Here is a 12,653-nt window from a genome sequence, read left to right as displayed (position 1 = left end):
CGCAGCAGACCCAAAACAGGGGCCGCTTCGCGCCCCAGCGGGAGCAAGCTCCCTCGCCACAAGTTTTTTCGGCGCAACAGCGCAAATAGCCGTCAAGATTATGTGACAGTTGTAGGACCTTTTACAGCCTGCTATCCCTTCAAAGCGGCGATACCCGCAAATACGTAACGAAAAGTTTACAGAATTGCCGCAGATAAGCCTTTCAATCTTGAATCGACCTGCTGCACCCGCTCCCGCTTCGAGTTATCTCTAATGCATCGCTGGACATAACAAAAAACAAGTCTTCCCTTGAGGGATATCAGCAGGAGAGCAGCATGAAGCAGACGCAATACGTGGCCCGCGAGCCCGATGCGCAAGGTTTTATCGACTACCCCGCCGAAGAACACGCGGTGTGGAACACGCTGATCACCCGCCAGTTGAAAGTCATTGAAGGCCGTGCGTGCCAGGAATACCTGGACGGCATCGACAAGCTTGGCCTGCCCCACGACCGCATCCCGCAACTGGGGGAAATCAACAAGGTGCTCGGCGCGACCACGGGCTGGCAAGTCGCCCGGGTACCGGCGCTGATTCCGTTCCAGACGTTCTTCGAACTGCTCGCCAGCAAACAGTTTCCGGTCGCGACGTTTATTCGTACCCGTGAAGAACTCGACTACCTGCAAGAGCCGGATATTTTCCACGAGATCTTCGGCCACTGCCCGTTGCTGACCAACCCATGGTTCGCTGAATTTACCCACACCTACGGCAAACTTGGCCTACAGGCTTCCAAGGAAGAACGCGTTTACCTGGCGCGCCTCTATTGGATGACCATCGAGTTCGGCCTGGTGGACACCCCGCACGGTCGGCGCATCTACGGCGGCGGCATCCTGTCCTCCCCCAAGGAAACCGTTTATTGCCTGTCGGACGAGCCGGAGCATCAAGCCTTCGACCCGCTGGAGGCCATGCGCACGCCGTATCGCATCGACATCCTGCAGCCGGTGTATTTCGTCCTGCCCGAGCTCAAGCGCCTGTTCGACCTGGCCCACGAGGACATCATGGGCATGGTCGGGCGCGGCCGGGAACTGGGCCTGCACGCGCCGAAATTTCCACCGAAAGCGGCGTGAACCGCTACTTTTGCTTTCAATTGAGTCTGTTGCGCCACGCGGCTTTGCTTTAGCGTGGGCGCATCGACGTTTTCCAAATATTCGATCCGGGAACACACCATGAACACTCTGAACCAAGCCCATTGCGAAGCCTGCCGCGCCGATGCCCCGCAGGTCAGCGACGAAGAACTGCCGATCCTGATCAAGCAGATCCCCGACTGGAACATCGAAGTGCGCGACGGCGTGATGCAGCTGGAAAAGGTTTTCCTGTTCAAGAATTTCAAGCATGCCCTGGCGTTCACCAACGCGGTCGGCGAAATCTCCGAGGCTGAAGGGCATCACCCCGGCCTGCTCACCGAGTGGGGCAAAGTCACCGTGACCTGGTGGAGCCACTCCATCAAGGGTCTGCACCGCAACGACTTCATCATGGCCGCCCGTACCGACGACGTCGCCAAGACTGCCGAGGGCCGCAAGTAATGCATTTCGATGCCATCGGCCGCGTGCCCGGCGACCCGATCCTCGGCCTGATGGAGGCCTACGGGGCGGACAGCAATCCTGGCAAGTTCGACCTGGGCGTGGGTGTCTACAAGGATGCCCAGGGCCTGACGCCGATTCTCCAGTCAGTGAAACAGGCCGAACAGCAACTGGTAGACCGTCAGTTCACCAAGACTTACATCGGTGGCCATGGTGACGCCGCGTTCGGCCGGTTGATCAATCAACTGGTGCTCGGAGCAGACTCGCCGCTGCTCGCCGATAAACGCGCCGGCGCCACCCAGACGCCGGGCGGTACCGGCGCCCTGCGCTTGAGCGCCGACTTCATCGCCCAGTGCCTGCCGGGCCGTGGCGTCTGGCTGAGCAACCCGACCTGGCCAATCCACGAGACCATTTTCGCCGCCGCCGGCGTCAAGGCCAGCCACTACCCCTACGTCGGTGCCGACAACCGCCTGGATTTCGAGGCAATGCTGGCAACCCTGAGCCAGGTGCCAAAGGGTGACGTGGTGCTGCTGCACGCCTGTTGCCACAACCCCACCGGTTTCGACCTGACCCATGAACAATGGCGCCAGGTGCTCGACGTAATGCGCAGCCGCGACCTGCTGCCGCTGATCGACTTCGCCTACCAGGGCTTTGGCGACGGGCTGGAGCAGGACGCCTGGGCTGTGCGGTTGTTCGCCGAAGCGCTGCCCGAAGTACTGATCACCAGCTCATGCTCGAAGAACTTCGGTCTTTATCGCGACCGCACCGGTGCGCTGATCGTCTGCGCGCGCGATGGGGAGAAACTGATCGACATCCGCAGTCAACTGGCGAACATCGCTCGCAACTTGTGGTCGACGCCACCGGACCATGGTGCGGCGGTGGTTGCGACGATCCTTGGCGATCCGCTGTTGAAAGGCCTGTGGGCAGATGAAGTGGAAGCCATGCGCCTGCGCATCGCGCAGTTGCGCAGCGGCCTGCTGGAAGCGCTCGAACCCCACGGTCTGCGCGAACGCTTCGCCCATATGGGGGTGCAACGCGGTATGTTTTCCTACACCGGACTCTCGCCGGAACAGGTCGGGCAACTGCGCGAGCGCCATAGCGTCTACATGGTCGGCACCGGCCGGGCCAACGTGGCCGGCATCGACGCGACGCGCCTGGATGCGCTGGCGCTGGCGATTGCGGATGTTTGCCGTTAACCCAGCGGGCTATTGCCGTTGTGGCGAGGGAGCTTGCTCCCGCTCGGCGGCGCAGCCGTTGTAAATAGGCTAACGCGTTCCGTCTGAAGGATTGCGTTGCCGCCTTCTGGGTCTGCTGCGCAGCCCAGCGGGAGCAAGCTCCCTCGCCACGAAAGCAACGCCAGGGTTTATGCCTGTGGCCCGTTCCATTCCTGCACAAACTGCCCGATATCTTCCTGCGGCGCCGCGCGCGCCTCTTTCTGCGGTGTACCCAGGTAAAGGAAGCCGATCACCTCCTCCCCTTCTTCAAGCCCCAGCCCCCGCGCGACGTGGGGCGAATAGGCCAATTCCCCGGTACGCCACACCCCGCCAACGCCCTGGGCATAAGCGGCCAGTAAAATCCCATGGGCCGCGCAGCCGGCTGCCAGCAATTGCTCAGGCTTGGGAATCTTGAAATGGTCCTGCAATCGCGCGATCACCACCACGACCAAGGGCGCGCGCAATGGGCCGTTAAGGGCCTTCTCCACCACGGCTTCCGGCACCAGCGGATCATTGAAGCGTGCCGCCTCGGCCAGCAGCTCACCCATGCGGTGACGTGCTTCGCCTTCGACGGTCAGGAAACGCCACGGGCGCAGTTGGCCATGATCCGGCGCACGCATCGCTGCGGCGAACATGACCTGGCGTTGTTCGGGCGTGGGCGCAGGGTCCACCAGACGCGGAACGGAAACACGGTTGAGCAAAGCGTCGAGAGCCTGCATCGGCGACCTCCTGGAAAAATGTTCGGCTATTCTAGTGGCTTGTGCCGCCAGTTCGTTAGTGCAAATTCAGTTGCAAGCAGCGCCGGGCGCCGGTTTACATGCCGCTTGTCACAGGTAGAATGGCGCCCTTTCCCCTATCAGCCCGAGCGGACTTCATGGCGTTGCCGACCCTGCGGATCATTGGTTTCATCATCGGCATCTTCCTGATCACCCTGGCGATCTTCATGATCGTGCCGATGGCCACGTTGCTGATCTACGAACGCACCAGCGACCTGCCATCATTCCTCTGGTCGAGCATGATTACCTTTGTCGCCGGCCTCGCGTTGATTCTTCCCGGACGCCCCGAGCACATCCACCTGCGCCCCCGGGACATGTACCTGCTGACGGTCAGCAGTTGGCTGGTGGTGTGTGTCTTTGCCGCGCTGCCGTTCTTGCTGACTCAGCACATCAGCTACACCGATTCTTTTTTCGAAAGCATGTCGGGCATCACCGCCACTGGCGCAACGGTCCTCAGCGGCCTGGACACGATGTCGCCGGGGATCCTGATGTGGCGCTCGCTGCTGCACTGGCTCGGCGGTATCGGCTTCATCGGCATGGCGGTGGCGATTCTGCCGTTGCTGCGCATCGGCGGCATGCGGCTGTTCCAGACCGAATCATCCGATCGCTCGGAGAAAGTCATGCCGCGCTCGCACATGGTGGCGCGGCTGATCGTGGCCTCCTACGTCGGCATCACCATTCTCGGCACGCTGGCACTGTGGTGGGCCGGGATGAGTCTGTTCGATGCGATCAACCATTCGATGTCAGCCATTTCCACCGGCGGTTTTTCCACCTCCGACCTGTCCCTGGCCAAATGGACGCAACCGGCCGTGCATTGGGTCGCCATTGTCATCATGATCCTCGGCAGCCTGCCGTTTGCCCTCTACGTCTCGACCCTGCGCGGCAACCGCCGGGCGCTGATCAAGGACCAGCAAGTCCAGGGGCTGATCGGCGTGCTGCTGGTCACCTGGCTGGTGCTCGGCACCTGGTACTGGGCCACCACCGACCTGCATTGGCTCGACGCCCTGCGGCACGTGGCGCTGAACGTGACGTCCATCGTCACCACCACCGGTTTTGCCTTGGGCGACTACAGCCTGTGGGGCAATTTCTCGCTGATGTTGTTCTTCTACCTGGGTTTCGTCGGCGGCTGCTCGGGTTCGACCGCCGGCGGGATCAAGATTTTCCGCTTCCAGGTCGCCTACATCCTGCTTCGGGCCAACCTTAACCAACTGATTCACCCGCGCGCGGTGATCAAGCAGAAATACAACGGTCACCGCCTCGACGAAGAAATCGTCCGGTCGATCCTGACATTCTCGTTCTTCTTCGCCATCACCATCTGCGTGATCGCGCTGCTGCTGTCGCTGCTGGGCGTCGAATGGATGACGGCACTGACCGGCGCGGCCAGTACCGTGTCCGGTGTCGGCCCGGGGCTTGGCGAGACCATCGGCCCGGCCGGCAACTTCGCCCCGCTGCCGGATGCCGCCAAGTGGATTCTTTCCGGCGGCATGCTGCTCGGCCGGCTGGAGATCATCACGGTGTTCGTGCTGTGTATTCCGGCGTTCTGGCGTCACTGACCGGCGTCGCTACAGCCCGCGCCCGGTATTCGCCGGGCGTGGTCCCGAACCAGCGCCGAAAGGCCCGGAAAAAATTGCTCGGGTCGGCAAACCCCAACAGATAAGCCACTTCCAGCAGCGTCATGGTCGGCTGCGCCAGGTACTGCTCGGCCAGTTCGCGGCGCGTATCGTCCAGCAAGTTCTGGAAACTCGTGCCCTCATCCTGCAAGCGCCGCTGCAAGGTACGTTGCGACAAGTGCAGGGTCTGCGCGACCACGTCCCGCTTGGGCTCGCCCCGGGGCAGCAGCCGGCAGAGCACCTGCCGCGCCTGGTGGGTCACGCGGCTTCCGGAAAAACGCGCGAGGTATTCGCCGGCAAACCGATCGTGGAGCTGCGCCATGGCCTCGTTGGCCGTGGGCAGCGGCGCCTCCATGTCTTCCTGCTGGAAAATCAGCGCGTCGTAGGGAGCATCGAACACCAGTGGCGCGCCAAAAGCCTGTTGATACGGTGCCAGGTCAACGGGTTCGGAACCCTGGAACAGTACCTTTACCGGATGCAAGGTGCGTCCGGTCAACCAACTGCACAAGGACAGCGCGCAGGCCAGGGAGGCTTCGGCACTTTGCCGGGTCGGCGGAAGGTGATCGCCATGCACGGTGAGAATCAGCCCATAGCTCTCCTCCAGATGACGAAAACTCAAGTCGGCGCTTTCGGCAATGATCCGCTGGTAGCGCACCAGCCGCTGGAAGCCTTCGACCAGCGTGCGACTGGACATCAATGCGTAACCGACCACATGGAACGATGCCGGGCGTACCACCTTGCCCATGTTCAGGCCGATGGCGGGGTTGCCGGAGCGAGCCACCGCCAATTGCCAGAGCCGAGTCATCGAGTCCTGGGTAAAGCGCGCGTCGGGATCTTCCAGCGCAGCAAAATCCAGCGCCAGTTGCTTGAACAGCGCTCGACAGTCCAGGCCGTCCATTTCCAACGCCTTGACAATCCCCATCGCCCAGCTTGAAGAAGTCGTTCGTTCGCTCATGACGTTTTGCTTGCATGACGAGCCGCAGGGTACGGCTGGATTTGCGAAGGATACTAAAGTGGCGCTGATTGTCACTGGCTGTTGCGTTTGGTAGCTCTAGACTTCAAATATCAGAACAATAACCAAAGAGCCTGCATTCTTGGAAAACACCAAACGATTCAACACCTTCGCCGAGTTCTACCCGTATTACCTCAGCGAACACAGCAACAGCACCTGCCGGCGCCTGCACTTCATCGGCACCTCTCTGGTCATCCTGGTTTTCGCCCTGGCCCTCGTCGTCGGCGCCTGGTGGCTGTGGGTTGCGCTGCCGGTGGCCGGCTACGGCTTCGCCTGGGTCGGGCACTTCTTCTTCGAAAAAAACCGCCCTGCGACTTTCCAACACCCTCTCTACAGTCTGCTCGGCGACTTCGTCATGTACCGCGACATGCTGCTGGGCAAGGTGGCGTTCTAAGGAGATTGCCGATGACGTCTCACGCGCGCTTCACCCACATGCAGGACGGCAGCCGGGAAGACTGGGCAATCATCGCCGCCGACTTCAGCGCTTACGCGCGGCAGTTGCCGGGCCGGATTCTGACCCACCTGAGATTGCTCGATGGCGACTTCGGCGGTTTCCCCGTGGATCGCCTGACCCACTCCCTGCAAACCGCCACCCGTGCCTACCGCGACGGGCGAGACGAGGAGTACGTGGTCTGCGCCCTGCTCCACGATATTGGCGACACACTGGGTTCGTACAACCATCCGGACATCGCGGCGGCGATCCTCAAGCCGTTCGTCAGCGCCGAGAACCTGTGGATGGTGGAAAAACACGGGATATTCCAGGGCTACTACTTCTTCCATCACCTGGGCATGGACCGGCACCTGCGCGAGCAGTTTAGGGAGCACCCGCAGTACCAGGCGACGATCGATTTCTGCGCAGAATACGACGCCGCGGCGTTCGATCCCGAGTACGACACGCTGCCCCTGAGTTTCTTCGAACCCATGCTGGAAAGGCTGTTTGCGGCACCGAAGCAATCAATCTACAAGGCGGCGATGGCCGAAACGTGAAAAACACACTTCCCTGTGGCGAGGGAGCTTGCTCCCGCTGGGCTGCGCAGCAGCCCCCTCTCGGTGTGCCTGAATGATCACGGATCCAGTGATTATTCTTAGGACTGCTTCGCAGCCCAGCGGGAGCAAGCTCCCTCGCCACAAAAGCTCCTCTGCACTAAACGTTTAAAGTTCAAGCAGGCTCAGTCACTTTCAACTCAGCCTTGACCAGCGCTTCGCGCGCCTGGGCGTCCGCCAGGCGATAGAGCTCGATCGAGCCGTCCCAATGCTCGATCAGCGCCGTGCACGACTCGACCCAATCGCCGCAGTTGAGGTACTCCACCCCGCCCACCGTGCGAATCTCGGCATGGTGGATGTGCCCGCACACCACGCCATGCAATTCACGCTTCACACATTCATGGGCGATGGCTTCTTCAAAGTCGCTGATGAAGCTGACGGCGGTCTTGACCTTGTGCTTGAGGTACGCCGACAGCGACCAGTAACCGTAGCCGTAACGGGCCCGCCAATGATTGAGCCAGCGATTGAGGGTCAGGGTGAACTCGTAGGCCGAATCCCCAAGAAAGGCCAACCAACGGTGATAACGGGTAATCACATCGAACTGGTCGCCATGGATCACCAGCAGGTGTCGACCATCGGCGGTGACATGCACCGCTTCGTCCACCAGTTGAATGTTGCCCAGGATCAGCTTCGAATAGCGTCGCAGGAATTCGTCATGGTTGCCGGTGACATAGATCACCTCGGTGCCGCGCTTGCTCATGGTCAGCAGGCGACGAATGACGTTGGTATGGGCCTGGGGCCAATACATGCCACTGCGCAGTTTCCAGCCGTCGATGATATCGCCCACGAGGTAGACCTTGTCGGCGTGATAGCCCTTGAGAAAGTGCGACAGGTGCTCGGCCTGGCAATCTCGCGTACCCAGGTGAACGTCGGAAATCCACAGGGTGCGGACACGCTGTTTGCGGCTGGGCCTGGCGAGCTCGGCGCTGGTCATTGGGCAACCCTCTGATCGTTTTCACCACAGTGCACCCCAGCGGTTAATGGCCCATGACACTAATACGTCGGTTGCATGACAGCGCGAGGCGGCGCGCCCTCGGTGTAGACTGGCCGCCTGCCACGGGAGACCGCGATGAGACCGATCCTCACGCTACGCCACTACAGCCACGATCTGATTGTCCACAGCCACGATCATGCGCAGCTGGTGTTCGGCTTGTCCGGCGCGCTGGACTTCGAAGTCGAAGGGCGTGGCAGCCAGGTGGTGCAGCAGAGTTTCGTGGTGGTACCCGCCGGCGCCCATCACGCCTGCGGCAGCCCCCAGGGCAGCCGTTGCCTGGTGCTGGATGTGCCTGATGATGACTGGGTCGGGCAGTGCCTGGGCGATCACGCCGATGCCAGCCGGCGCTTGCTCGACCGCAATATCCGCCTGCCCCTGGATACGGGGCAGAGCCAGTTGGTAAGTTGGCTCGCGGGCAGTCCGGTGGACGATCCGCTGATCGCCCAGCAAGGCGCGGTGCTGCTGTTGGCCAGCCTCAACGGCACCCGCCAGCAAACGAGCGGCAGCCGGCGCCTGCCCTATGCCGCGCTGGACGCTCATATCGACCAGCACGCGGCCTATCCGCTGCAAGTGGCGGACCTGGCGCGGGTCGCCGGGCTTTCCAGCGCGCGCCTGCATGCGCGCTTCGTCGCCGAACGCGGGCAGACGCCAATGGAATACATCCGCAGCCGCCGCCTGCACAAGGCCGTGGGACTGTTGCGAGACTCAAACCTGCCCATCGGCGAAATCGCCCATCAGGTTGGCTACAGTTCGCAAAGTGCCTTCGCGGCGGCGGTGCTGCGCGAGTTCGGTGTTTCGCCGGGCAAGCTTCGGCGCTAGATCCGCGCTAAAAATCGCTAGGTTCGCGACAGACAGAAGCGGCTGGCAAAGGGTTCAATAGCCGGACGCTCAACCGCTCAACAAGGATTGCAATGACTCCCCGTACCGCCCTCGGCGCCTTGCACATCGGCGCGCTCATGTTTGGCCTGACCGGCGTGTTCGGCAAACTGGCCGCCGCCTCGCCGGCGGTCATTGTGTTTGGCCGTGCGGTGTTCGCCGTGCTGGCCCTGGCGGTGTTTGCCCGGTTCGCCAGCCGCACCCGCTGGCAAAAACTGCGCGGCCGCGACGCTCGCCGGTTGCTGCTCGGCGGGCTGTTGCTGGCCGGACACTGGGTCAGTTTTTTCATCTCGGTAAAAGTCGCCGGGGTGGCCATCGCCACGCTGGGGTTCGCCAGTTTCCCGGCCTTCACCGTATTGCTCGAAGGGCTGATTTTCCGCGAGCGGATCCGTGCCAACGAAATTTTCCTGGTGGTGCTGGTGAGCGTCGGCCTGGTGCTGGTCACACCGGATTTCGACCTGGCCAGCGGCGCCACCACCGGTTTGCTCTGGGCCGTGGCTTCGGGACTGTTGTTCTCGCTGTTGTCGCTGACCAATCGCGCCGGCTCCGCGCACGTACCGCCGGTGCAGGCCGCGCTGTGCCAGAACGTGGTCGTGGGGTTATGCCTGTTGCCGATGGCCGCGCCACAACTGAGCGATGTGCGCCCCATCGACTGGTTGTGGATCGGCCTGCTCGGGGTGTTCTGCACCGGCCTGGCCCACAGCCTGTTCGTCGCCAGCCTCGCGGTGATCAAGGCGCGCACCGCGGCGGTAGTGTTCGCCATGGAACCGGTCTACGGCATCACCATTGCCTGGCTGCTGTTCGATGAAAACCCGACGCTGCGCATGCTGCTCGGTGGCGCGCTGATCATCGTTGCGATCGTCGTGTCGAGCCAGCTCGACGGCACGAAAAAATCCAGCGCCGGCGCCCAGGCCTCGTCTCACTGAGCCAGGTTACTGAAACGAGTCACTGGACCCGGTCGTTGTGCCCCAGGTCGCGCTCCGGGTCGATCCGGTCGCGGACCCGCTGTTTGAGGACCTTGGCCTCGGGAAAACCGCCGTCAGCCTTGCGCTCCCAGACCTGCGTACCGTCACAGCGGATATGGAACACCCCGCCGGTGCCCGGCACCAGGGACACCTTGCCCAAATCGTCGCCAAACGTGCTGAGCAACTCCTGGGCCAGCCAGGCGGCGCGCAGCAACCATTGGCACTGCGTGCAGTAAGTGATGACGACTTCCGGTTTGTGAGCGGTCATTGCGGGTGAACTCCTGCGGTCAAAGGCCTCGTTATACTACCGCCTTTGACCGCCTGCCCCGAGATTGACGATGCGCCGCCTGCTGCCATGCCTGCTCCTGCTACTGCTGCCCCTGTTCGCCAACGCGGTCGAAGCGCCGCGACCGAAGATCGGCCTGGTACTTTCCGGCGGCGCGGCCCGTGGGCTGGCGCATATTGGCGTGCTCAAAGCCCTGGAAGAACAAGGCATCAAGATCGACGCGATCGCCGGCACCAGCATGGGCGCGGTGATCGGCGGCCTATACGCCTCCGGGTACAAGATCGACGAGCTGGAGAAGCTCGCCCTGGGCATCGACTGGCAGCAGGCGCTGTCCGATGCCCCGCCGCGCAAGGACGTGCCCTTCCGGCGCAAGCAGGACGATCGGGATTTCCTGGTCAAGCAGAAACTGAGCTTTCGCGACGACGGCAGCCTCGGCCTGCCATTGGGCGTGATCCAGGGACAGAACCTGGCCCTGCTCCTGGAAAGCCTGCTGGCCCACGCCAGCGATACCCGGGATTTCGACAAGCTGCCGATTCCCTTCCGCGCCGTGGCGACCGACATCGCCACTGGCGAAAAAGTCGTGTTCCGCAAGGGCCACCTGCCCAAGGTCATCCGTGCCAGCATGTCGATCCCGGCGGTGTTCGCCCCGGTGGAACTGGACGGGCGGCTGCTGGTGGACGGCGGCATGAGCGACAATATTCCCTTGGACGTGGCCCGGGAAATGGGCGTGGACATGGCCATCGTCGTCGATATCGGCACGCCGCTGCGTAACCGCAAGCAATTGGTCACGGTGGTGGATGTGCTGAATCAGTCGACCACCCTGATGACCCGCCGCAACTCGGAGGAACAACTGGCGACGCTGAAAAACAACGACGTGCTGATCCAGCCCGCCCTGGCGAGCTTTGGCTCCACCGATTTCGGCCGCGCCACGGAAATAATCGACGCTGGTTACCGCGCCACCCGGATACTCGAGGCGCGCCTGGCGCACCTGCGTCGCCCTGAACCGGCCGACGCCGAGCTGATGGCGGCGCGCACCCCCAGCGAACGCACGCCGGTCATCACCGCGATACGGGTGGAAAATGATTCGAAAGTCGGCGACGACGTGATCCGCTATTACGTTCGTCAACAGATCGGCGAGCCGTTGGACCTGGGTCGGCTGCAAACCGACATGGGCACCTTGTACGGCCTGGATTATTTCGAGCAGGTGCAATACCGCGTAGTACACAAGGGCGCGGACAACACCTTGGTGATCAGCGCCCGGGGCCGACGCACCGGCACGGACTACCTGCGCCTGGGCCTGAGCCTGTCGGACGACATGCGCGGCGACAGCGCTTTCAACCTCGGTGCCAGCTACCGGGTCAACGGTATCAATCGCCTCGGCGCCGAATGGCTGACACGGGCGCAGATCGGCGACAAGCAGGAGCTGTACAGCGAGTTCTACCAGCCGCTGGACGTCGGTTCGCGCTACTTCATCGCGCCCTACGGACAATTCGAATCGCGCAACGTCGAGTCGATCCTCGATAACGACCCGGTCGCCCAGTATCGGGTCGAGCGCTATGGCTTCGGCCTGAACCTGGGCCGGCAGATCGGCAACAGCGGGGAAATCCGCTTCGGTGTCGGCCAGGCCTGGGGCAAGGCGGACGTGCGCATCGGCGATCACGACCAGCCCAGCGAAAACTTCAACGAAGGCTTCTACGAGCTCAAGTATTCATTCGACTCGCTGGACAACGTCTACTTCCCCCATGAAGGGGAAGACATCGGCTTGTCCTGGCGCCAGTACGAACCCGGATTAGGTTCCGACCAGCGTTATCGCCAGTGGGAATTCAGGTTGGACAAGGCCCTGAGCAGCGGCCCGGATACCTTCATCCTCGGCGGTCGTTATGGCCGGACCCTGGACACCGCCGAGGTCGTGACGTCGAGTTTCGTCCTCGGCGGCGCCCGACAGCTGTCGGGCTTTCGTGAAGACGGGGTATCCGGCCAGAACATGAGCCTGATGCGCGCCGTGTACTACCGCAGGCTCACGCCGCGCGCCTACCTGCCGCTGGATTTCCCGCTGTATGTCGGCGGTTCGCTGGAGCGCGGCCGGGCCTGGAACAACGACAATGAATTCGACAGCGGCTACATCAACGCCGCCAGTATTTTCCTCGGGTTCGACACGCCGCTGGGGCCACTCAACTTCAGTTACGGCTTCAACGACGATGATGAGCAGGCGGTGTATCTGAATCTGGGGCAGACGTTCTAGCGTCATGCACCAGCCCCCCTGTGGGAGCGAGCCTGCTCGCGAAGAGATGGTTCAGCCATGGAGATCCTGCCGCCATTTTCG

Annotated in this window: 13 protein-coding genes; 9 read left to right on the top strand and 4 right to left on the bottom strand. The window is 62.3% G+C overall.

Annotated features, from left to right (window positions below; all coding sequences use genetic code 11):
• Window positions 1-314 precede the first annotated feature (314 nt).
• The 3 genes from phhA to J3P89_RS07400 all read left to right on the top strand — a co-directional run bounded on the left by phhA (window position 315) and on the right by J3P89_RS07400 (window position 2,749).
• Window positions 315-1,100: a phenylalanine 4-monooxygenase gene (phhA, locus tag J3P89_RS07410; RefSeq protein WP_434697152.1), complete on the top strand. Its 786-nt coding sequence runs from the start codon at window positions 315-317 to the stop codon at window positions 1,098-1,100.
• Window positions 1,101-1,199: 99 nt separating this feature from the next.
• On the top strand, window positions 1,200-1,556 hold the full coding sequence (locus tag J3P89_RS07405; protein ID WP_055101412.1) for a 4a-hydroxytetrahydrobiopterin dehydratase: 357 nt from the start codon (window positions 1,200-1,202) through the stop codon (window positions 1,554-1,556).
• Window positions 1,556-2,749: an amino acid aminotransferase gene (locus tag J3P89_RS07400; protein WP_434697151.1), complete on the top strand. Its 1,194-nt coding sequence runs from the start codon at window positions 1,556-1,558 to the stop codon at window positions 2,747-2,749. Before J3P89_RS07405 ends, J3P89_RS07400 begins: the two co-directional genes overlap by 1 nt.
• Window positions 2,750-2,916: 167 nt before the next feature.
• Here the strand turns inward: J3P89_RS07400 and J3P89_RS07395 are convergent, their stop codons facing one another.
• Window positions 2,917-3,486: an NAD(P)H nitroreductase gene (locus J3P89_RS07395; RefSeq protein ID WP_434697150.1), complete on the bottom strand. Its 570-nt coding sequence runs from the start codon at window positions 3,484-3,486 to the stop codon at window positions 2,917-2,919.
• 155 nt (window positions 3,487-3,641) lie between these two features.
• On the opposite strand from J3P89_RS07395, the gene J3P89_RS07390 reads away from it, so the two are divergent.
• Window positions 3,642-5,096 (top strand): TrkH family potassium uptake protein, encoded by a 1,455-nt coding sequence (locus tag J3P89_RS07390; RefSeq protein WP_434601487.1) that lies wholly within the window; start codon window positions 3,642-3,644, stop codon window positions 5,094-5,096.
• Here J3P89_RS07390 and J3P89_RS07385 read toward each other — a convergent pair.
• On the bottom strand, window positions 5,053-6,108 hold the full coding sequence (locus J3P89_RS07385) for an AraC family transcriptional regulator (RefSeq protein ID WP_434629172.1): 1,056 nt from the start codon (window positions 6,106-6,108) through the stop codon (window positions 5,053-5,055). The two genes, J3P89_RS07390 and J3P89_RS07385, sit on opposite strands and share 44 nt — an antisense overlap.
• A 139-nt stretch (window positions 6,109-6,247) precedes the next feature.
• Between J3P89_RS07385 and J3P89_RS07380 the strand changes: the two genes are divergently transcribed.
• Both J3P89_RS07380 and J3P89_RS07375 read left to right on the top strand, forming a co-directional pair.
• Window positions 6,248-6,559 (top strand): Mpo1-like protein, encoded by a 312-nt coding sequence (locus J3P89_RS07380; RefSeq protein ID WP_434572579.1) that lies wholly within the window; start codon window positions 6,248-6,250, stop codon window positions 6,557-6,559.
• Window positions 6,560-6,570: 11 nt separating this feature from the next.
• Complete coding sequence (locus J3P89_RS07375) at window positions 6,571-7,152, top strand: HD domain-containing protein (RefSeq protein WP_434572577.1); 582 nt, start codon at window positions 6,571-6,573, stop codon at window positions 7,150-7,152.
• 172 nt (window positions 7,153-7,324) lie between these two features.
• Here J3P89_RS07375 and J3P89_RS07370 read toward each other — a convergent pair whose 3' ends face one another.
• Window positions 7,325-8,143 (bottom strand): UDP-2,3-diacylglucosamine diphosphatase, encoded by an 819-nt coding sequence (locus J3P89_RS07370; protein WP_434572576.1) that lies wholly within the window; start codon window positions 8,141-8,143, stop codon window positions 7,325-7,327.
• Between the two features lie 135 nt (window positions 8,144-8,278).
• Between J3P89_RS07370 and J3P89_RS07365 the strand changes: the two genes are divergently transcribed.
• Both J3P89_RS07365 and J3P89_RS07360 read left to right on the top strand, forming a co-directional pair.
• On the top strand, window positions 8,279-9,022 hold the full coding sequence (locus J3P89_RS07365; protein WP_434656443.1) for an AraC family transcriptional regulator: 744 nt from the start codon (window positions 8,279-8,281) through the stop codon (window positions 9,020-9,022).
• A gap of 92 nt (window positions 9,023-9,114) precedes the next feature.
• The gene (locus J3P89_RS07360; protein WP_434697149.1) at window positions 9,115-10,005 is read left to right on the top strand and encodes a DMT family transporter; all 891 of its coding nucleotides are present in this window, start codon (window positions 9,115-9,117) and stop codon (window positions 10,003-10,005) included.
• Window positions 10,006-10,024: 19 nt separating this feature from the next.
• Here the strand turns inward: J3P89_RS07360 and J3P89_RS07355 are convergent, their stop codons facing one another.
• Window positions 10,025-10,312: a SelT/SelW/SelH family protein gene (locus J3P89_RS07355; RefSeq protein ID WP_434697148.1), complete on the bottom strand. Its 288-nt coding sequence runs from the start codon at window positions 10,310-10,312 to the stop codon at window positions 10,025-10,027.
• 70 nt (window positions 10,313-10,382) lie between these two features.
• On the opposite strand from J3P89_RS07355, the gene J3P89_RS07350 reads away from it, so the two are divergent.
• Window positions 10,383-12,572, top strand: a complete 2,190-nt coding sequence (locus J3P89_RS07350; RefSeq protein WP_434697147.1) for a patatin-like phospholipase family protein — start codon at window positions 10,383-10,385, stop codon at window positions 12,570-12,572.
• Window positions 12,573-12,653: the final 81 nt, after the last annotated feature.

It is taken from the genome of Pseudomonas sp. Z1-14 (assembly GCF_051132005.1).
In the GTDB taxonomy this organism is placed as follows: Bacteria; Pseudomonadota; Gammaproteobacteria; order Pseudomonadales; family Pseudomonadaceae; genus Aquipseudomonas.
Note: the sequence above shows the minus strand (reverse complement) of the source record. Positions and strands in the feature narration are given on the sequence as shown.

Coding starts and splice junctions, on each gene's coding strand:
- J3P89_RS07365 (WP_434656443.1), top strand. CDS start 8,279: ATGAGACCGATCCTCACGCTACGCCACTACAGCCACGATCTGATTGTC.
- J3P89_RS07375 (WP_434572577.1), top strand. CDS start 6,571: ATGACGTCTCACGCGCGCTTCACCCACATGCAGGACGGCAGCCGGGAA.
- phhA (WP_434697152.1), top strand. CDS start 315: ATGAAGCAGACGCAATACGTGGCCCGCGAGCCCGATGCGCAAGGTTTT.
- J3P89_RS07405 (WP_055101412.1), top strand. CDS start 1,200: ATGAACACTCTGAACCAAGCCCATTGCGAAGCCTGCCGCGCCGATGCC.
- J3P89_RS07350 (WP_434697147.1), top strand. CDS start 10,383: ATGCGCCGCCTGCTGCCATGCCTGCTCCTGCTACTGCTGCCCCTGTTC.
- J3P89_RS07355 (WP_434697148.1), bottom strand. CDS start 10,312: ATGACCGCTCACAAACCGGAAGTCGTCATCACTTACTGCACGCAGTGC.
- J3P89_RS07390 (WP_434601487.1), top strand. CDS start 3,642: ATGGCGTTGCCGACCCTGCGGATCATTGGTTTCATCATCGGCATCTTC.
- J3P89_RS07370 (WP_434572576.1), bottom strand. CDS start 8,143: ATGACCAGCGCCGAGCTCGCCAGGCCCAGCCGCAAACAGCGTGTCCGC.
- J3P89_RS07360 (WP_434697149.1), top strand. CDS start 9,115: ATGACTCCCCGTACCGCCCTCGGCGCCTTGCACATCGGCGCGCTCATG.
- J3P89_RS07400 (WP_434697151.1), top strand. CDS start 1,556: ATGCATTTCGATGCCATCGGCCGCGTGCCCGGCGACCCGATCCTCGGC.
- J3P89_RS07385 (WP_434629172.1), bottom strand. CDS start 6,108: ATGAGCGAACGAACGACTTCTTCAAGCTGGGCGATGGGGATTGTCAAG.
- J3P89_RS07395 (WP_434697150.1), bottom strand. CDS start 3,486: ATGCAGGCTCTCGACGCTTTGCTCAACCGTGTTTCCGTTCCGCGTCTG.